The organism is Pseudomonas sp. TE3899 (genome assembly GCF_056279105.1).
Genome location: NZ_JBWBQR010000001.1, coordinates 6751176 through 6769533, shown reverse-complemented (window position 1 = coordinate 6769533; position 18358 = coordinate 6751176). Strand labels below are relative to the sequence as shown.

The 18358-nt window shown below is 58.4% G+C and carries 18 protein-coding genes, 4 tRNA genes and 1 riboswitch; of the genes, 6 read left to right on the top strand and 16 right to left on the bottom strand.

Annotated elements, in window-relative coordinates; all coding sequences use genetic code 11:
• Positions 1-275, top strand: a 275-nt coding sequence (locus ACZ89E_RS30765) for a hypothetical protein (protein WP_476257001.1), incomplete at its 5' end; no start/stop codon positions are given.
• A gap of 24 nt (positions 276-299) precedes the next feature.
• On the opposite strand, the gene ACZ89E_RS30760 is transcribed toward ACZ89E_RS30765, so the two are convergent.
• Positions 300-376, bottom strand: a tRNA-Arg gene (locus ACZ89E_RS30760).
• A gap of 290 nt (positions 377-666) precedes the next feature.
• On the opposite strand from ACZ89E_RS30760, the gene ACZ89E_RS30755 reads away from it, so the two are divergent.
• A complete protein-coding gene (locus tag ACZ89E_RS30755; RefSeq protein WP_149657756.1) occupies positions 667-900 on the top strand; it encodes a hypothetical protein in 234 nt (77 codons plus the stop codon).
• Between the two features lie 22 nt (positions 901-922).
• Positions 923-1102, top strand: a complete 180-nt coding sequence (locus ACZ89E_RS30750; RefSeq protein WP_149657758.1) for a PA3371 family protein — start codon at positions 923-925, stop codon at positions 1100-1102.
• Here the strand turns inward: ACZ89E_RS30750 and phnN are convergent.
• A complete protein-coding gene (phnN, locus tag ACZ89E_RS30745) occupies positions 1077-1649 on the bottom strand; it encodes a phosphonate metabolism protein/1,5-bisphosphokinase (PRPP-forming) PhnN (protein ID WP_476257000.1) in 573 nt (190 codons plus the stop codon). The genes ACZ89E_RS30750 and phnN overlap by 26 nt on opposite strands.
• Before the next feature lie 387 nt (positions 1650-2036).
• On the opposite strand from phnN, the gene ACZ89E_RS30740 reads away from it, so the two are divergent.
• Positions 2037-2363: an Arc family DNA-binding protein gene (locus ACZ89E_RS30740; RefSeq protein ID WP_003178899.1), complete on the top strand. Its 327-nt coding sequence runs from the start codon at positions 2037-2039 to the stop codon at positions 2361-2363.
• A 101-nt stretch (positions 2364-2464) separates the two neighbouring features.
• On the opposite strand, the gene mgtE is transcribed toward ACZ89E_RS30740, so the two are convergent.
• Positions 2465-3907, bottom strand: a complete 1443-nt coding sequence (mgtE, locus tag ACZ89E_RS30735; RefSeq protein ID WP_149657762.1) for a magnesium transporter — start codon at positions 3905-3907, stop codon at positions 2465-2467.
• 319 nt (positions 3908-4226) lie between these two features.
• Here mgtE and ACZ89E_RS30730 point away from each other — a divergent pair, with 319 nt between their 5' ends.
• A complete protein-coding gene (locus ACZ89E_RS30730) occupies positions 4227-4745 on the top strand; it encodes a cell envelope protein SmpA (protein ID WP_476256999.1) in 519 nt (172 codons plus the stop codon).
• 19 nt (positions 4746-4764) lie between these two features.
• Here the strand turns inward: ACZ89E_RS30730 and ACZ89E_RS30725 are convergent.
• The 7 genes from ACZ89E_RS30725 to ltaE all read right to left on the bottom strand — a co-directional run bounded on the left by ACZ89E_RS30725 (position 4765) and on the right by ltaE (position 10730).
• Positions 4765-4841 (bottom strand) — tRNA-Arg (locus tag ACZ89E_RS30725).
• Between the two features lie 72 nt (positions 4842-4913).
• Positions 4914-4990 (bottom strand) — tRNA-Arg (locus tag ACZ89E_RS30720).
• 107 nt (positions 4991-5097) lie between these two features.
• A tRNA-Ser gene (locus ACZ89E_RS30715) sits at positions 5098-5188 on the bottom strand.
• 62 nt (positions 5189-5250) lie between these two features.
• Complete coding sequence (gene csrA / locus ACZ89E_RS30710) at positions 5251-5439, bottom strand: carbon storage regulator CsrA (protein ID WP_003178872.1); 189 nt, start codon at positions 5437-5439, stop codon at positions 5251-5253.
• A gap of 189 nt (positions 5440-5628) precedes the next feature.
• Positions 5629-6870, bottom strand: a complete 1242-nt coding sequence (locus tag ACZ89E_RS30705) for an aspartate kinase (protein WP_123407338.1) — start codon at positions 6868-6870, stop codon at positions 5629-5631.
• A gap of 90 nt (positions 6871-6960) precedes the next feature.
• Positions 6961-9579 (bottom strand): alanine--tRNA ligase, encoded by a 2619-nt coding sequence (alaS, locus tag ACZ89E_RS30700; RefSeq protein ID WP_149657764.1) that lies wholly within the window; start codon positions 9577-9579, stop codon positions 6961-6963.
• 146 nt (positions 9580-9725) lie between these two features.
• A complete protein-coding gene (ltaE, locus tag ACZ89E_RS30695) occupies positions 9726-10730 on the bottom strand; it encodes a low-specificity L-threonine aldolase (protein WP_476256998.1) in 1005 nt (334 codons plus the stop codon).
• Positions 10731-10927: 197 nt separating this feature from the next.
• Positions 10928-11098, top strand: a riboswitch (FMN riboswitch).
• A gap of 102 nt (positions 11099-11200) precedes the next feature.
• Between ltaE and ACZ89E_RS30690 the strand changes: the two genes are divergently transcribed.
• Positions 11201-11710: a 6,7-dimethyl-8-ribityllumazine synthase gene (locus tag ACZ89E_RS30690; protein ID WP_149657767.1), complete on the top strand. Its 510-nt coding sequence runs from the start codon at positions 11201-11203 to the stop codon at positions 11708-11710.
• Positions 11711-11840: 130 nt separating this feature from the next.
• Here ACZ89E_RS30690 and astE read toward each other — a convergent pair whose 3' ends face one another.
• From astE to aruF, 6 genes are all read right to left on the bottom strand, one after another.
• Entirely contained in the window at positions 11841-12851 is a 1011-nt protein-coding gene (gene astE, locus ACZ89E_RS30685) for a succinylglutamate desuccinylase (protein ID WP_476256997.1), read from the bottom strand.
• Positions 12852-12863: 12 nt separating this feature from the next.
• Positions 12864-13151, bottom strand: a complete 288-nt coding sequence (locus tag ACZ89E_RS30680) for a hypothetical protein (RefSeq protein WP_010457234.1) — start codon at positions 13149-13151, stop codon at positions 12864-12866.
• Between the two features lie 62 nt (positions 13152-13213).
• The gene (astB, locus tag ACZ89E_RS30675) at positions 13214-14560 is read right to left on the bottom strand and encodes an N-succinylarginine dihydrolase (protein WP_476256996.1); all 1347 of its coding nucleotides are present in this window, start codon (positions 14558-14560) and stop codon (positions 13214-13216) included.
• Positions 14561-14726: 166 nt separating this feature from the next.
• Positions 14727-16196: a succinylglutamate-semialdehyde dehydrogenase gene (gene astD, locus ACZ89E_RS30670; protein ID WP_178129042.1), complete on the bottom strand. Its 1470-nt coding sequence runs from the start codon at positions 16194-16196 to the stop codon at positions 14727-14729.
• On the bottom strand, positions 16193-17218 hold the full coding sequence (astA, locus tag ACZ89E_RS30665; RefSeq protein ID WP_133837982.1) for an arginine N-succinyltransferase: 1026 nt from the start codon (positions 17216-17218) through the stop codon (positions 16193-16195). Before astA ends, astD begins: the two co-directional genes overlap by 4 nt.
• A 61-nt stretch (positions 17219-17279) precedes the next feature.
• Complete coding sequence (gene aruF / locus ACZ89E_RS30660) at positions 17280-18299, bottom strand: arginine/ornithine succinyltransferase subunit alpha (RefSeq protein WP_149657773.1); 1020 nt, start codon at positions 18297-18299, stop codon at positions 17280-17282.
• Between the last annotated feature and the right edge of the window lie 59 nt (positions 18300-18358).

Genomic DNA, 18358 nt, shown 5'->3' with positions numbered 1-18358 from the left:
TTGCCAAGGAGTTTTCCGTTTCGACTGCGCCGGAAGTGGGGCGAATTATAGACTTCCAGAATCTGCCGTCAAGCACTGATTTGGCTTTTCTATCAATAACTTGCAGAAAGCCGAAAAACGCTCGTCTTTGCCATCTATATAGAAAGAGAAACCGCGCCCTCTATATAGAAGAGAACCTTAAAACCCTCAACATCTCGGAAACAGGTGCAAAACGCATCCAGACTCAAGCCCCGCTTCAGGAAGCGATTGAGAGCCGAAAAGGGAATTCAGAGTAGAAGGAGCCGAGCTTGAAATGAAGGTGGTGTCCCAGGGCAGGTTCGAACTGCCAACCTTCCCCTTAGGAGGGGGATGCTCTATCCAATTGAGCTACTGAGACACAAATCGCTCGCGAGAACCGCAGCGCGATGGACGGCGAGCATGTTAACGGGCAGACCCACGTTTGTCATGTCGTCCTTAGGCTTTTTAAGTGTAGGCAAATGCCTCATACCCCAAAGGCATCGCCTGCCGTGCAAATTGCATCACCTCAAAACGCCATCATTGCAAATTGCACTGATACCTTTCTGCTATTGAGGACCAATCCATTGTTTTTAAAGGATTTAATAGCCGTTAGACTCTTGGCATGCTGACTGCTTTAGCTATTCTCCAAGAACAATGGAGGACAACCCCATGAACGGCGCCCTATTACTCTCGAATGCGATCGCCTTGGCCTTGCTGGCTGGCCTTCAATTGATCCCCGAGGGTAACGCTGAGGTGGTTGCCCAGCGCATGCCCCACTACCTCCAACTGCAGAAAGCGCCCCAACTGGCAGTCATGAGTGACCAGCACGTATTTGTAAATCAGGAAATGAGCCAAGAGAGCTCTGCTCCACAGAAGCCAGCTTCCGAACGATTGATATTTTGACTTTCCCTACCAGGAGCACCGCATGTCCAAATCAGCCACTGGATTTTTTATCCTGGCCTTGTTGAGTGGCATCCTTCATCTATCCCTGGATCAGGACGCATTGCTCACCCCGCCCTTGATTGCCTGCGGCGTCTTTGGCTCATTGTTCGTGCTAGCGTTGATCGCTGGACGTCGAATCAAATTTGATCCGGTTTTACGCTGAGCCGCAGCATACTCAGAAGATTGGAAACCGTGTCAGCCAGGTCGCCGGAGTTATCGAGTCGAAAGATTTGCGTATCGCCGATCGAGTCCTCACCTGCGAATAACTGGTTACGCCGAAGCCTGGCGTCAATATCCTCCAGGCTCTCTCGCGCCCGGCGCACCAACCGCTCGCGCAACACACCATCCTTGACCGTCAACAACACCGGCAGCATTGTCGGATAACGCTCCAGCGCGATAGATAGATACCCTCGAGAGCCATTGACCAAAACGTGGCGCCCATTTTTGAGCCATTGATCGATTTCGACGGGAATACCGTAATCCAGGCCATTGGCGCGCCAGAAGAGCGAGAAGCCACCCTCCTCCTTGCGCCGCTCGAACTCCTCAGGAGTAACCCCTTCGGCATCCTCGCCCGCGGATTCGGCTGAACGCGTGATGACCCGCCGCACCACTTCGCAACCCAGCGCCTGCAACGGCCCTCGCGCCGCGTCGATGAGACTGTCTTTACCTGACCCTGATGGCCCCATCAGATAAATCAATCTGCCATCCATCCTGAAATCACCCCGCACTACAGGTTCGCCTCTAGTAAATCGGCCATTTGCCACTATCCTATACAAGGTAAGGAACGATGATCGAATCCGCATAGCATGCACCTTCAGGCGTCCGAGGACACCACCTGCCGGGCAACAGGACGCGGTCAGAGACACGGACCAGGGCAAACTTTTCAAACCAGTCCGCATTTCTGATAATTGGTGCTGGCATAACGCCTTTATCCAGTTCAATATTTGTCACAGAATTGACGCCAATGAACTGGCTACTTTGAGGCATGATGCGAGCCTCTATCAATTCAGGTTGAACATTTGGCCAGAGTGCTTGTCCTATCAGACATCCTGCGGCCAATCCCGAGAACCGCTCCCCTGAACTAACCGGTTAAATATATGCGCCCATTGAAACAGGCAATTTATTCCAGCCGTACGGCTGACAAGTTTGTCGTACGTCTGCCAGACGGAATGCGTGAGCGCATTGCCGAGGTGGCTCGCAATCATCATCGCAGCATGAACTCCGAAATCATTGCGCGCCTTGAGCAGAGTCTTATTCAAGAAGGTGCACTGGGCGAAGAGCTGAGCATGCGCCTGGACAGCCCGGAGCTGTCGTTGCACGAACGCGAACTGTTGCAACGCTTCCGCCAACTCTCCCACCGTCAGCAAAACGCTCTTGTTTCGCTGATCGCCCATGACGCTGAAATGGCCGCAGACGCGTCCTGATCCACCCAAAAAATTCAAGCCAGCATAATCGCTGGCTTTTTTTTGTCTGGAATTCGAGGCATTAAAAAGCCCGCCAATTTGGCGGGCTTCAGAGATGCGAATCAAAGCAGGAAGATTGTGGCCAACCCAAGGAAGATGAAGAACCCGCCACTATCGGTCATGGCAGTGATCATCACACTGGCCCCCATGGCCGGGTCGCGCCCCAGGCGCGCCAGGGTCATGGGAATCAATACCCCCATTAACGCCGCCAGCAACAGGTTAAGCGTCATCGCTGCAGTCATCACGACGCCAAGGGACCAGCTGCCATAGAGCAGATAGGCGACGACACCAATCACCCCGCCCCAGACCAGGCCATTGATCAAACCTACCGCAAGCTCTTTGCGCATCAAGCGGGACGTATTGCCGGTACTGACCTGATCCAGCGCCATAGCCCGAACGATCATGGTAATCGTCTGGTTACCCGAGTTGCCCCCAATGCCTGCCACGATCGGCATCAATGCAGCGAGCGCTACCAGCTTTTCGATGGAGCCTTCGAACAGACCAATTACCCGCGAGGCTACAAACGCAGTCACCAGGTTAACCGCCAACCATGACCAGCGGTTACGCAGGGATTTCCAGACTGACGCGAAGATGTCTTCCTCTTCGCGCAGACCCGCCATGTTGAGAACTTCGTTTTCGCTCTCTTCACGAATCAGGTCGACCATTTCATCGATGGTCAGACGGCCGATCAGCTTGCCGTTCTTGTCGACCACCGGCGCAGAGATCAAGTCGTAACGCTCAAACGCCTGAGCGGCATCGTAGGCGTCTTCGTCCGGATGGAAACTGACCGGATCACTGGCCATGACCTCGGAAACCTGTTTATCCGGATCATTCACCAGCAAGCGCTTGATGGGCAGCACACCCTTGAGCACGCCGTCGTAGTCGACCACGAACAACTTGTCGGTGTGCCCCGGCAACTCCTTGAGACGACGCAGATAACGCAGAACCACTTCGAGACTGACATCCTCACGGATAGTCACCATCTCGAAGTCCATCAGCGCACCGACCTGCTCCTCGTCATAGGACAATGCGGAGCGAACGCGCTCACGCTGTTGACCATCAAGGGTTTCCATCAGCTCATGGACGACGTCTCGCGGCAGCTCGGAAGCCAGGTCAGCAAGTTCGTCGGCATCCATGTCCTTGGCCGCCGCCAGGAGCTCGTGATCGTCCATGTCGGCGATCAGCGTTTCACGAACCGAATCGGATACTTCGAGAAGGATGTCGCCGTCACGATCAGCCTTGACCAATTGCCAGAGCGTCAGACGATCGTCCAGCGGCAAGGCTTCAAGGATGTAGGCAACGTCAGCGGAGTGCAGATCATCGAGCTTGCGTTGCAGCTCGACGAGGTTTTGGCGGTGAACCAGGTTCTCGACCCGGTCGTGATGCGGACCTTCCTGGCGATGAGTCAGGTCTTCGACCACTCGCTGACGCTGCAACAGCTCAACGACTTGAGCTAGGCGGTCCTGCAAGCTTTCCTGCGTTTTCTTTACTTCAACTTCAGACATAGGCGAACTCCACTCCCAGCAGCGGGGCACGCCGGAAGGATCAATCAGTCAATTCATGATTGGAAAAACGGGGTACTGAGTAACTACTGGGTAAGTCCATGGAAGTTTTCCATAAGCCCCGGCGGGGCTGACGGGCGCAATGATACACCGCCTGACGGTTTAAAACGTTAAAAAATCGCGGCTGAAACAAGCGCTTGCAAGACAAACCTGAGCGCTGTCTTCAGACATCAATTGCGACGACTTATCCTGAAAAGAAAACACAAGGCATTCGAAAAAAGTAGCAGCTACCCTTCAGATGGAACGTCATGGAGGACGCCGAATGCCATCGAACACACACCTGCTCTTGCTGACTACCCTGCTCTGCCTGCCAATCAAGCTGCTTGCTGCGACCGTTCACCGATGCGAGGCACCTGACGGAGGCATCACCTTTACTACGATGAGCTGCAAGACCAATGAGAGCCTTTCACTCCATACCGCTCACCCCTTCATGCCAGGCACCACCTACGCGATCATGCCCGAAGCCACCACCCAGCAACCTCCAGGTGCGAATGCAAAAAGAAGAGAACCGACCATCGTCGGCCAATTAGAGGACAAATGTGGAAACCTGATCAACGCCAAGCAACGTCGAGAAGCGATCATCAATCAACGGGTGATTGCCGGCATGACTCAGCAGGACGTCGAAAGCGCCCTCGGCAAGCCGGACAAGATCAGTATTCGCAACTCGGCCACGAGCTACCGCTATGACCTCAAGCGAGGTCGCAGCGCACATATCGAGTTCGACGAGAAAGGATGCGTCAAGGGAAAAGCCAAATCCCAGACGGCAAAAAGCCCGCGTTAAACGCAGGCTTTTTGGTGTTTGGTGCACTCGACAGGATTCGAACCTGTGACCGCTCGGTTCGTAGCCGAGTACTCTATCCAGCTGAGCTACGAGTGCATTTTGTGTTTTTAAACCAGACCACAACTGGCTGAAGCAAAGTTGCTCGCATTACTGCCAACAACTCTTAAATGGTGCACTCGACAGGATTCGAACCTGTGACCGCTCGGTTCGTAGCCGAGTACTCTATCCAGCTGAGCTACGAGTGCATTTGTTGCCGCGCATTATAGGCCGTCTAATCTCTATGTCAAACACTTTTTCTAGTAATTTCAACAACTTACCGAAGAAGCCAGATTACAACGTACTACGCAAATAATGGCGGAGAACGGGGGATTCGAACCCCCGACACCCTTTTGAGGTGTACTCCCTTAGCAGGGGAGCGCCTTCGGCCACTCGGCCAGCTCTCCGCAACACGGGGCGTATCTTAACCAACCTTTTCCCCGTTTGCAAACATAAAAAACGATAAAAATTAATGGCTTGGTTCGTCGTCCTTCTCTTTCTTGATCCGCAAGTAGATTTCCTCGCGGTGAACAGCAACCTCTTTAGGCGCGTTAACGCCAATACGCACTTGATTTCCTTTGACGCCGAGCACGGTCACAGTGATTTCGCCATCACCAATAATCAGGCTTTCTGCGCACCGACGAGTCAGAATCAGCATACCTTTCTCCTCACGCATTACAGTTCAGGGACAACAGTCTGCAAAAAAAAGGCACTCGACCTACAACCGGAACGATCGCAGCCCTACATGCCTGAGTATTGACCAGCGCGAGCAAAAGAACAGAGTCCTGGGTCGCGCTATTCAAAAAAGACGAAGGGCGCGGTCAGACCGCGCCCTTCGGTAAACGCATCACTCGCCCTGACGGGCAGGCGCGTCCAGTTCGAAAGCCGTGTGCAGAGCGCGCACAGCCAGTTCCAGGTACTTCTCTTCGATCACCACGGAGACTTTGATTTCCGAGGTCGAGATCATCTGGATGTTGATGCTTTCCTTGGCCAGGGATTCGAACATGCGGCTGGCCACGCCTGCGTGAGAACGCATGCCGACGCCGACGATCGAGACCTTGGCGATCTTGATGTCACCCACGACCTCACGGGCACCGATCTCGCGAGCGGTGTTTTCCAGCACGGTTTGCGCGGCCTGGAAGTCGTTGCGGTGCACGGTGAAGGTGAAGTCGGTGGTGTTATCGTGCGCAACGTTCTGCACAATCATGTCGACTTCGATGTTCGCGCCGCTGATCGGCCCAAGAATCTTGAACGCAACACCCGGGGTGTCTGGCACGCCACGGATGGTCAGCTTGGCTTCATCGCGATTGAAAGCGATGCCGGAAATGATCGGCTGTTCCATGGTTTCCTCTTCATCAATAGTAATGAGGGTGCCCGGACCCTCCTTGAAGCTGTGCAGTACGCGCAGCGGAACGTTGTACTTGCCGGCGAATTCCACCGCACGGATCTGCAACACCTTGGAACCGAGGCTGGCCATTTCCAGCATCTCTTCGAAGGTAATCTTGTCCAGGCGCTGGGCCACGGAGACCACGCGTGGATCGGTGGTGTAAACACCATCCACATCGGTGTAGATCTGGCACTCATCAGCCTTCAAGGCCGCTGCCAGCGCCACGCCGGTGGTGTCGGAACCGCCACGACCGAGGGTGGTGATGTTGCCGTGCTCGTCGACGCCCTGGAAACCGGCGACAACCACCACGCGACCAGCCTTCAAGTCACCGCGAATCTTCTGATCGTCAATCTGCAAGATACGCGCTTTATTGTGCGCGCTGTCCGTCAGAATCCGTACCTGATTGCCGGTGTAGGACACCGCTGGCACGCCGCGCTTGATCAGCGCCATGGCCAACAGGGCAATCGTTACCTGCTCGCCGGTGGAGACAATCACATCCAGCTCACGGGGAACGGGTTGATTGTCGCCACTGATTTGCTTGGCCAGATCGATCAGACGGTTGGTCTCGCCGCTCATTGCAGACAGCACAACCACCAGGTCATCGCCGGCATCGCGGAATTTCTTAACCTTGTCGGCAACCTGCTCGATTCTCTCGACGGTGCCGACCGAGGTGCCTCCAAATTTCTGTACGATCAAAGCCATTTCAAAGCCGCCTCTGCCCATGAAGGGCGCCCAATAATCACTCAAACAGTTGCCGGACCCGCCACTAGACCGCGCGTCCGGCCAACCGCCTTATAAACCCTGCTCTACAAATGGAACGGTCAGGGCCAATGCCGCGTCCAGTGCGCCGGCGTCTACACCACCGCCTTGCGCCATGTCCGGACGACCACCACCCTTCCCGCCCACTGCCGCAGCAGCTTGCTTCATCAAATCACCGGCTTTGAGTTGGCCAGTCAGGTCCTTGGTTACGCCTGCAACCAGAACGACCTTTTCCTCATGGACACTGCCGAGCAGGATCACTGCGCGGCCGAGTTTGTTTTTCAATTGATCGACCAGCGCCAGCAGCGCCTTGCCATCCTGACCGTCCAGACGCACGGCCAGCACTTTCACGCCTTTGACGTCCAGCGCGGAAGCCGACAGATCGTCGCCCGCCGCACTGGCAGCCTTGGCTTGCAACTGCTCGAGTTGCTTCTCCAGCAGACGGTTGCGCTCCAGCACAGCCGACAGCTTGTCGATCAGGTTGTCGCGGCTACCCTTGACCAGGTTGGCCGCTTCCTTGAGTTGTTCTTCGGCAGCGTTCAAGTATGCCAGCGCCGCGGCGCCGGTAACTGCTTCGATACGACGCACGCCGGAAGCCACACCACCTTCGCTGATGATTTTCAGCAGGCCGATGTCGCCGGTACGGTTGGCGTGGATACCGCCGCACAGCTCGACGGAGAAATCACCGCCCATGCTCAGCACGCGCACGTTGTCGCCGTACTTCTCGCCAAACAGCGCCATGGCGCCCTTTTTCTTGGCGGTTTCAATGTCGGTTTCTTCGGTTTCAACCGCAGAGTTCTTGCGAATCTCGGCGTTGACGATGTCTTCCAGCGCTTTCAACTGCTCAGGCTTGATGGCTTCGAAGTGGCTGAAGTCAAAACGCAGGCGCTGACTGTCGACCAACGAACCTTTCTGCTGAACGTGTTCGCCCAGCACCTGACGCAATGCCGCGTGCAGCAAGTGCGTCGCCGAGTGGTTCAGCGAAGTGGCGTGACGCACGTCGGCATCGACATGCGTCTCTACCGGCGCGCCGATGGTCAGGCTGCCCAACACAGCCACCCCGTGGTGCAGGAAAGCACCGCCGGTCTTGGTGGTGTCGCGCACGTCAAAACGACTGCTGCCGACTTGCAGGTAACCGCAATCGCCAATCTGACCGCCGGATTCAGCGTAGAACGGCGTCTGATTGAGAACGATCACGCCCTCTTCGCCTTCACTCAAGACGTCGACCGACTGCCCATCTTTATAGATGGCGACAATTTTCGCCGAACCGCTGGTGGCCTTGTAGCCGGTGAACTCGGTCGCCACATCAACCTTGACCAAGGTGTTGTAGTCCAGACCGAACGAGCTGGCCGAACGCGCACGTACGCGCTGGGCTTCCATTTCGCGCTCGAAGCCGACTTCATCGACGGTCAGGTTGCGTTCGCGAGCGATGTCAGCGGTCAGGTCCATCGGGAAACCGTAGGTGTCGTACAGCTTGAACACCACGTCGCCCGGCACCACGGTGCCTTTGAGTTCCAGCAGATCCTGCTCGAGAATCTTCAGGCCGTGCTCCAGGGTCTTGGAGAACTGCTCTTCTTCAGCCTTGAGCACGCGCTCGATGTTGGATTGTTGCTGCTTGAGTTCCGGGAAGGCTTCGCCCATCTCGGCCACCAGTGCGGCAACGATCTTGTAGAAGAAGCTGCCGGTCGCGCCCAGCTTGTTACCGTGACGGCACGCGCGACGGATGATCCGGCGCAGTACATAGCCGCGACCTTCGTTGGACGGCAACACGCCGTCGGCAATCAGGAAACCGCAGGAACGGATGTGGTCGGACACCACTTTCAGCGACGACTGATCGTCATTGCTGCAACCGATCGCCTGGGCCGATGCGCTCAACAGGTTCTTGAACAGGTCGATTTCGTAGTTGGAGTGAACGTGCTGCATCACCGCACTGATCCGCTCCAGGCCCATGCCGGTGTCTACCGACGGCGCTGGCAACGGATGCAACACGCCGTCGGCGGTGCGGTTGAACTGCATGAACACGTTGTTCCAGATCTCGATGTAACGGTCACCGTCTTCTTCCGGCGAGCCCGGTGGGCCGCCCCAGATGTGGTCGCCGTGATCGTAGAAAATCTCGGTGCAAGGACCGCACGGGCCGGTATCGCCCATGGTCCAGAAATTATCGGACGCGTACGGCGCGCCTTTGTTGTCGCCGATGCGGATCATGCGCTCGACAGGCACACCGATCTGTTTGGTCCAGATGTCATAGGCCTCGTCATCCGAGGCGTAGACCGTTACCCAGAGTTTCTCCTTGGGCAGCTTCAGGACGTCGGTCAGGAAGGTCCAGGCGTAGGTGATCGCGTCCTGCTTGAAGTAGTCACCGAAGCTGAAGTTACCCAGCATTTCGAAGAATGTGTGGTGACGAGCGGTATAACCGACGTTTTCCAGGTCACTGTTCTTGCCACCGGCGCGCACGCACTTCTGGCTGCTGGTCGCACGGGTGTACGCACGTTTTTCCTGGCCCAGGAAGCAGTCCTTGAACTGGTTCATCCCCGCGTTAGTGAACAGCAGGGTTGGGTCGTTGCCCGGAATCAAAGAGCTGGAGGCTACACGGGTGTGGCCTTGCTCTTCGAAGAAGCGAAGGAAGGCTTCACGGATTTCTGCGCTTTTCATTAGGTTCTTCCACGGAGGCTGCGGCCAAAGGCCTGTGCAAAACGTCAACAGACGAAGCGACGGCAAAGGGCCGCATTATATCGGCCCTGCGCGCGGGGTACAGCGTGTTTATACGATAGAAACGGTCAATTGGACGGCTAACGCTGTCAGTTGCGCGAAAACTCGACGAATGTAGCGATCACCTGCTCGATTTGCGCGCGGCTGACGTCCATGTGCGTGACCATCCGCAGACGCCCGGCAGCGCTCAGCTTGATCCCGCGCTCGCCCGCGAATGCCTTGATCGCTTCAGCCTTGTCGCCCATGGCGACGTACACCATGTTGGTCTGCACCGGTTCTACCTCATAACCGGCCTCGCGCAGGCCTTCGGCCAGGAACTGCGCATTGGCGTGGTCGTCGGCCAGGCGTTGAACGTTATGGTCCAAAGCATACAGGCCTGCCGCCGCCAGAAGACCGGACTGACGCATGCCACCGCCGACCATTTTGCGCAGGCGACGGGCCTTGGCGATGAACTCGACCGAGCCGAGCAACACTGACCCAACGGGCGCGCCCAGCCCTTTGGACAGGCACACCGAAACCGAATCGAAGTGTTGCGTGATTTCCCGGGCATCCACACCCAGTTTGACTGCGGCGTTGTAGAGGCGCGCGCCGTCCAGGTGCAGGGCCAAACCGTGTTCACGGGTGAAGCTGCGCGCACGGGCCAGATACTCCAGCGGCAGGACCTTGCCCTGCATGGTGTTTTCCAGCGCCAGTAAACGAGTACGAGCGAAATGGAAGTCGTCGGGTTTGATCGCCGCGGCAACCTGGGCCAGGTCCAGCGAACCATCGGCCTGCACTTCCAGCGGCTGCGGCTGGATCGAGCCGAGTACCGCCGCACCGCCACCTTCGTACTTATAGGTGTGGGCCTGCTGGCCAACGATGTATTCCTCACCGCGCTCGCAATGGGCCATCAAACCCAGCAGGTTACTCATGGTGCCGGTGGGGACAAACAGCGCGGCGGCGAAACCCAGGCGTTTTGCCAGTTCGGCTTCCAGGTGATTGACCGTCGGATCTTCGCCATAAACGTCATCACCGGTGGCCGCGCTGGCCATGGCGTCGAGCATTCCCTGGGACGGCTGGGTGACGGTGTCGCTGCGAAGATCGATAACGCTCATGAATCTGGCCTCGGTAAGCAGGGGAAAGTCCCTTTCAAGATCGAAGTACTGCGGGCATGCCGACGATTAATCAACCCTTGGGCGTAGAAAAGGCGCTTTGTGCCTTCGAAAAACTCGATATCAATCATCAGAAAGCAGCAATGCGCACGTAGGAAATATGTGTTAAAAACGCTTCGCCGCCAAATATTCTGGCGGCAAAACGTTCTCAGGGCGGGGTGCAACTCCCCACCGGCGGTAATTGCGCGCAATGCGCATAGCCCGCGAGCGCTTGGCGACAGCACGGCTTCGGCGGTGAATGGCGACAAGGTCAGCAGACCCGGTGTGATCCCGGGGCCGACGGTCATAGTCCGGATGAAGAGAGAACGGGATTGGCGCCAAAGGGCCGCTTGCACGCATTGTTGCGAGCACGCGTACCCTTAAATCCCATTCGATTCATAAGCCCTGTTTTTCACACAAACAGGAACCAGAACATGCAACCCACCGCAATCGACAGCAAAAGCAAAAACCATCACGGCGAGCGCGTCGCGTTCATCCAGGCCTGCTGGCACAAGGAAATCGTCGACCAGAGCCGTAAAGGCTTCCTCGCCGAAATGATTGCCCAGGGCTATCAGGAATCGGACATCGATTTCTTCGAAGTCGGCGGCGCCTTTGAAATCCCGTTGCACGCCAAGCTGCTGGCCAAGTCCGGTCGTTATGCCGGCATCGTTGCCGCCGGCCTGGTGGTGGATGGCGGAATCTACCGTCACGAATTCGTCGCCCAATCGGTGATCAGCGGCCTGATGCAGGTGCAGCTGGAAACCGAAGTGCCGGTGTTCTCGGTAGTCCTGACCCCACACCACTTCCACTCCGGCGAAGAACATCAGAAGTTCTTCTTTGAGCATTTCGTGCATAAAGGCCAGGAAGCGGCGAAGACGTGTGCGGATACGCTGCACAAGACGCGGGCGTTGCGTCGTAGCGAGCCACGGGCGGTAGCGGTCTAGTCAGCGTTGAATGATCGTTCCCACGCTCTGCGTGGGAATGCATCAATGGACGCTCTGCGTCCGCTTTGGGACGTGGAGCGTCCCGGGCGGCATTCCCAAGCGGAGCGTGGGAACGATCAGGGCGCAGGAATCAGGCGAGGTTTTCGTCGCTGGTCGGCACGATCAGGATGCCGGCACGCAGGCCGTTCTTCACCTTGGGGTTCGGGAAGATGATCCGGGCACCCTTCTCTTCGATGATCCAGCGGGTCTGGGCGATGTCTTCGGCCAGTACGTAACCCACTTCCAATTCCGAAAAGTTCTCGATGTCCGCTGGCAGGTTCAAGCGGAAGCTGTCGCTGTGCTTGATGATTTCCCGCGCCACGCTGAACAGCTGCAAACCGTCCAGGGTCGCTTCAGCCACGGGCGGCTCGTTGCCTTCGATGATCTGCTTGAGACGGGTTTCCAGCAGATCGACATTGACCCCGGCGTTATGCCCGAATGGCCGGGCCTTGCCCAATTCAAGGGTGAAAGCCTCGGCACCGAGCTTGTCGTAGGTGTAGGAACTGAACACGATGGATGGCTTGTTCTGCAACAGCACAGCGTCCATGCCGGCAGCGCGCAGGCGCGCCAGTTCCAGGCGCGAGTGCTGGCGACCTTCTTTCCACGGGTACAACGCGAATTGCTCGATCTTCGAACCACGAATCGCCGTGTGCAGGTCGTAGTGCAGACGGTCACGGTCCGGCAGGCTGAAGAAACTCGCCGCCAGCCGTTCCAGTTCACAGGCGCGCAGAGCTTCGGAACCGCTGCTTTGCTCGTGACGGCCGTTGAACAGCCGGTTGACGTCCTGCTCGATGTAACGCTCGCCGCGGCGGATCGCCTCGGGATTGCCGAACAGGAACAGAATACGTGCGCGCGGTTTAAGGTCGCCGCGGGCGATGTCATGCAACAGGCGATCGAGCAACTCGATCGGCGCTGTTTCGTTGCCGTGGATACCGGCCGATAGCAGCAGGTCCAGGCCATTGTCGCGCGCTTCAGGTGGCCGGACTTCCAGCGCACCTTCGCTCAACCAGCGCATGCGCACGCCTTCGACAGTCAGTTGAGTCTTCTCCGCCGGTTCGCGGCCGGCGAGGGTCAGTTCAAGCAGTTTGCCGAGGGCGAGCATAGAGCGATTTCCTTAGTGGTCGTGTGCGCAATCCGGGCCGTGCACGTGGTCTTCGTCACCGACTTCGGCCGGTTCCATTTCCAGTTGCAGACTTACCAGATTAGTCGCCAATGGGCGCAGCAGCAGGTTTGCGTATTCGGCATCGCCCTCTTCGACGTCCACGCCAATCAGCAATTGGCCGCGGCCGTCTTGCTGGATCCACAGCTCTTTGCCTTGCCACAGGACCGCGACGCGGGTGCAGGACGTTTCCAGTTGCGTGCCGTCGGTGTCTTCAAGGATCAGCTGCAGGGTATCGCTCATGTTTTTTTACGCTCTCGTTGGGAGATAAAAGCGGCGCGCCCCTTACAAGAGCCCGCCAGCCCTTAATTGATCTGGAATGGATAAACCGCGCCCAGTTTAAGGATTTGCGTCAATTCATCCAGTGCCGTCCGGCATTCAAGCAGCAATTGCGGGTCCGCCAGATCGTTTTCGGTCATGCGGTCGCGGTAGTGCTTGTCGACCCATTCGGTCAGCGTGCCGTACAACGGTGCCGTCATGATAACCCCTGGATTGACCGCCGCCAGTTCGGTTTCGTTGAGTGCGACGCGAAGTCTCAGGCAAGCCGGGCCACCGCCGTTCTGCATGCTCTGTTTCAGATCGAAGACTTTCACTTCGCGGATCAGCCCGCCGGAGCTGGTCAAACCTTGCAGGTACTGCCAGACGCGCTCGTTGCCACGGCATTCTTCCGGCACGATCAAGAGCATCGAGCCGTCAGGACGCGACAGAAGCTGGCTATTGAACAGGTAGGACCGAACCGCGTCTTCCACGGTAACCGCGGAACGCGGAACACACACAGACTGAAATTTCCCACCGACCTTGGCGAGTTTTCCGGAAAGCTCGGCCAGCATCTGTTCGGTGTCGAGGAACGCGTCCTCGTGATAGAACAAGACTTCGCCGTTGCCCACGGCAATCACGTCGTTGTGGAACACGCCCTGATCGATTACCGATGGGTTCTGCTGCGCGTAAACCACGCCGTCATCGCTCAAGCCGTGCAAACGCGCTACGGCCTGGGACGCTTCGAGGGTCTGGCGCGCCGGGTATTTCTGCGGTGCCGGGTAGCGGTTGTCGAAAGCGCTGCGACCGAACACGAAGAACTCGACGCCCGCCTTGCCGTACTCACGGCAGAAACGGGTGTGGTTGGCCGCGCCTTCGTCACCGAACTGCGCCACGGCCGGCAAGGCGGCGTGGTGCGCGAAGTGTTTCTGGTCAGCGAACATCGCGCCCAGCACGCGGCTGGTGGTCGGGTGTTCGATGCTGCGGTGGTATTTGCAATTGAGGTTGGCGGCGGTGAAATGCACCCGGCCATCAGCAGTGTCCGCACTCGGGCTGACCGTGGCGGCGTTGGCGACCCACATGCTCGAGGCCGAGCAACTGGCGACCAGCAGCGGCATGGCTTCTTTGGCAGCCCGCTCGATCACTTGGGCGTCGGTGCCGCTGAAACCCAAACGGCGCAATGCAGCGACATCCGGGCGTTCTTGCGGTGCCAGTACGCCTTGTTGAAAGCCCATTTCCATCAGGGCTTTCATTTTTGCCAGGCCTTGCAACGCCGCTTCCTTCGGGTTCGAAGACTGCTGGCTGTTGCTCTGGGACGCGACGTTGCCGTAGGACAGGCCGCCGTAGTTATGGGTCGGCCCCACTAGACCGTCAAAATTGACTTCATAGGATTTCATCAGCGAGGCTCCACGAGAATCTGTTTTTATAGGCATCTGGTAACAATTCAGTAAGACCGCGTCGCGGCGTTCGCGGGCAAGCCTTGCTCCTACGGGATTTGTGGTGTGTGCCGATTATGCGGACGCCACAAAACCTGTAGGAGCGAGGCTTGCCCGCGAATGGGCGCTACGCCATCCGTACGCCAGGCGTCAGGGTCGCAGGCAACGTCAGGCTCGGCGTTTCCAGCGAAGCCACCGGGTACGCGCAGTAATCCGCCGCGTAGTAGGCGCTGGCGCGATGGTTGCCCGAGGCGCCGACGCCGCCGAATGGCGCGCTGCTCGCGGCACCGGTCAGCTGCTTGTTCCAGTTGACGATCCCGGCGCGGCTTTCCAGCCAGAACTGCTGATAACGCGCTTCGGAATCCGACAGCAAACCGGCCGCCAGGCCATAGTCGGTGTCGTTGGCTTCGGTGATCGCCGCTTCAAAATCAGCGTAGCGGATCACTTGCAGCAACGGGCCGAACAGCTCTTCGTCAGGACGATCGGCCACGGCGGTCACGTCGAGAATGCCCGGGGTCAGCAGCGCGGCTTGCGCCTGGGGCTGAGTCATTTCCAGCAGCGCCACCGCGCCGTTGCCCAGCAGATGTTCCTGGGCATCCATCAACGCTTTCGCCGCGCCAAGGGAAATCACCGAGCCCATGAACGGCGCCGGCGTCTGATCAAACGCACCAACATCAATCGTCGCGCTGACCGCCACCAGGCGCGCCAGCAATGCGTCACCCCAGGCACCTTGCGGCACCAGCAAGCGGCGGGCACAGGTGCAACGCTGACCGGCGGAAATGAAGGCCGACTGGATGATGGTGTAGACGGCGGCTTCAACATCCGCCACTTCGTCGACGATCAATGGGTTGTTACCGCCCATTTCCAGCGCCAGGATCTTGTCCGGGCGACCGGCGAATTGTTGATGCAGGTGATTGCCAGTGCGGCTCGAACCGGTGAAGAACAGACCGTCGATCCCCGGGTTCGCCGCCAGGGCGATCCCGGTTTCACGAGCGCCTTGCAGCAGGTTCAACACGCCCGCCGGCAGGCCGGCTTCGATCCAGCACTTGACCGTCAGCTCGGCGACTTTCGGCGTCAGCTCGCTGGGCTTGAACAGCACGCTGTTACCGGCCAGTAGCGCCGGCACGATGTGACCGTTGGGCAAGTGGCCCGGGAAGTTATAAGGACCGAACACCGCGACCACACCGTGCGGCTTGTGGCGCAACACGGCAGTGGCGTCGCCCAATGGGCCGCTCTTCTCGCCGGTGCGTTCGCGGTAGCTCTGAATCGAGATGGCAATCTTGTTGACCATGCTGGTGACTTCAGTCGCCGACTCCCACAGGGGTTTGCCGGTTTCTTCACCGATGCAGCGGGCCAGTTCGTCAGAATGATTTTTCAGCGCGGCGGCAAAGGCTTCGAGCACGCTGATGCGCTCGTCCAGGGTGCGACGGGCCCAGCCCGGGAACGCCTGACGCGCGGCTTGCACGGCGGATTCAACCTGAGCGGTGGTGGCGCCTTCGCCGGTCCACAACACTTGCTGGGTCACCGGGTTCAGCGATTGAAAAGCTTCACCCTGGCCAGCCAGCCATTCACCTGCGATGTATAGCGAATTCATTATTTCGACTCCCGAGCAGCGGACAACGGAACGGCGCGCACTTGATCGCCGGCGTTGAGTTGAAGACGTTTGGCGGTCAGCGGATCGACCACCAACGTACCGGCGGCGAAGCGTGCAGGTGCGGCAGTGATCCGGCAGTCTTCGCGCTTGCGGTTGTGAATCAGGAACGGTGTGGCGTCGTCACCTGGGGTGCCGATGGCCAGCACCAGCGCCTGGCTGTCGCGCACGGCGCGGATCTTGCCGGTTTCGCATTCCACCGCCGGGCCAGCGTCGAAGATGTCGACGTAGCCCTGATAGCTGAAACCTTCGCTCTTGAGCATCGACAGGGCCGGCTCGGTGTCCGGGTGAACCTGGCCGATCACGTTGCGCGCATCTGGCGACAGGAAGCAGGTGTACAGCGGAAACTTCGGCATCAGTTCAGCGATGAACGCCTTGTTGCCCACGCCGGTCAGGTAATCGGCCTGGCTGAATTCCATCTTGAAGAAGTGCCGACCCAGGCTCTCCCAGAACGGCGAACGCCCGGCTTCATCGGACACACCGCGCATCTCGGCGATGATCTTGTTGCCGAACAGTTGCGGGAATTCAGCGATGAACAGCATCCGCGCCTTGGCCAACATGCGGCCATTGAGGCCACTGCGGTAATCGGCGTGCAGGAACAGCGAGCACAACTCGGAGTTACCGGTCAGGTCGTTGGCCAGGAATAGCGTCGGGATTTCGCGGTAGATGTTCAGCTCTTGCGAAGCGCTGACGGTCAGGCCGACCCGGAAGTTGTACCAGGGCTCACGCATGCCGACCGCGCCGGCGATGGCGGAAATCCCCACCACGCGACCGTTGTCGTCTTCGAGCACGAACAGGTAGTCCGCATCGCCCCGCCCGGCTTCGCCGCGAAAAGTTTTTTCGGCCCAGCCGACCCGATGGGCCAGACGTTCTTCGTTGGCAGGCAAGGTAGTCAGGCCGGTGCCGGTGCTGCGGGCCAGGTCGATCAGAGCGGGTAAATCGCTGCTGCGTACGGGACGAACGATCATGCTATCTCCTCAAACGGGCCGCTCGCGCCACCCGTGAAACTCTCAGCTTTTATAAGCAAGCTTAAACCGCGACCAGGCGCACGCTGGCACCTTCGCCGACGCCCAGGGCTTCGGCCGCTTCCAGATCCAGGGTCACGGGTTTGCCCGGCGCGTAATCGAGCTCGAGCAACACGGCGCGGTAATCCTGCAACTGGGCGTTGGCCACCAGGTATTGACGACCGGCGCCTTTGACCGGCTCACCGATTTTCACCGGGACCACACGGCTCTGGGCGATCGAGCGGATTCCCGAGACACGGGCGTGCAAGGTCGGGCCGCCGTCGAAAATGTCGATGTAGTGATCAGTCTCGAAGCCTTCGCGCATCAGGATGTCGAACGTGATCTGCGCACGCGGATGCACCTGGCCCATGGCTTCTTGCGCGGAGTCCGGCAGCAGCGGCACGTAGATCGGGTAATGCGGCATCAGCTCGGCGAGGAAGGTCCGGCTCTTCAAGCCACACAGACGCTCGGCGGCGGCGTAGTTGAGGTCGAAGAAGTTGCGACCGATGGCGTCCCAGAACGGCGAGTCGCCATTTTCATCGCTGTAACCGACGATCTCGGTCACCACGGAATCGGCGAAGCGCTCCGGGTGGCTGGCGACGAACAGCAGACGACCACGGGAGTTGAGTTCTGCCCACGGCGAACCCACCAGCTCCGGCTTCACGTAGAAACTGGTCAGCAAGCTGTTGCCGGTCAGGTCGTGGCACTGGGAGAGCACGTGGATCTTGTTATGAATCTTCAGCTCGCGGGAGGCGTGCACGAAGGTTTCATTACGGAAGCTGTAGAACGGCTCGGAATAACCGGCCGAGGCAACGATCGCCGAGCAGCCCGCCAGTTTGCCGGTGGCGCTGTCTTCGAGGACGAAGAAATAGCTCTCTTCACCGTTGAAGCTGACTTCAGCGGAAAACGAGGCCTCGCTCGCCGCGATCTTGTCGCTCAGGCGTTCAACGTCATCCGGCAAGGAAGTGACACCAATCGGGCTGTCCGCAGCCAGACGCTGTACCTCGCCCAGATCAGCCATTTGCGCGGGGCGCATCACCAGCATGGTGTCACTCCTTTCTCGAAAAACTCTTATAGGAAAAATAGCCGGGTCAGTCCTGAAAT

Bases quoted from the DNA above. Each gene is read 5' to 3' on its own strand.
- ACZ89E_RS30755 (WP_149657756.1), top strand. From the start codon at position 667: ATGAACGGCGCCCTATTACTCTCGAATGCGATCGCCTTGGCCTTGCTG.
- ACZ89E_RS30750 (WP_149657758.1), top strand. From the start codon at position 923: ATGTCCAAATCAGCCACTGGATTTTTTATCCTGGCCTTGTTGAGTGGC.
- phnN (WP_476257000.1), bottom strand. From the start codon at position 1,649: ATGGATGGCAGATTGATTTATCTGATGGGGCCATCAGGGTCAGGTAAA.
- ACZ89E_RS30740 (WP_003178899.1), top strand. From the start codon at position 2,037: ATGCGCCCATTGAAACAGGCAATTTATTCCAGCCGTACGGCTGACAAG.
- mgtE (WP_149657762.1), bottom strand. From the start codon at position 3,907: ATGTCTGAAGTTGAAGTAAAGAAAACGCAGGAAAGCTTGCAGGACCGC.
- ACZ89E_RS30730 (WP_476256999.1), top strand. From the start codon at position 4,227: ATGCCATCGAACACACACCTGCTCTTGCTGACTACCCTGCTCTGCCTG.
- csrA (WP_003178872.1), bottom strand. From the start codon at position 5,439: ATGCTGATTCTGACTCGTCGGTGCGCAGAAAGCCTGATTATTGGTGAT.
- ACZ89E_RS30705 (WP_123407338.1), bottom strand. From the start codon at position 6,870: ATGGCTTTGATCGTACAGAAATTTGGAGGCACCTCGGTCGGCACCGTC.
- alaS (WP_149657764.1), bottom strand. From the start codon at position 9,579: ATGAAAAGCGCAGAAATCCGTGAAGCCTTCCTTCGCTTCTTCGAAGAG.
- ltaE (WP_476256998.1), bottom strand. From the start codon at position 10,730: ATGAGCGTTATCGATCTTCGCAGCGACACCGTCACCCAGCCGTCCCAG.
- ACZ89E_RS30690 (WP_149657767.1), top strand. From the start codon at position 11,201: ATGCAACCCACCGCAATCGACAGCAAAAGCAAAAACCATCACGGCGAG.
- astE (WP_476256997.1), bottom strand. From the start codon at position 12,851: ATGCTCGCCCTCGGCAAACTGCTTGAACTGACCCTCGCCGGCCGCGAA.
- ACZ89E_RS30680 (WP_010457234.1), bottom strand. From the start codon at position 13,151: ATGAGCGATACCCTGCAGCTGATCCTTGAAGACACCGACGGCACGCAA.
- astB (WP_476256996.1), bottom strand. From the start codon at position 14,560: ATGAAATCCTATGAAGTCAATTTTGACGGTCTAGTGGGGCCGACCCAT.
- astA (WP_133837982.1), bottom strand. From the start codon at position 17,218: ATGATCGTTCGTCCCGTACGCAGCAGCGATTTACCCGCTCTGATCGAC.
- aruF (WP_149657773.1), bottom strand. From the start codon at position 18,299: ATGCTGGTGATGCGCCCCGCGCAAATGGCTGATCTGGGCGAGGTACAG.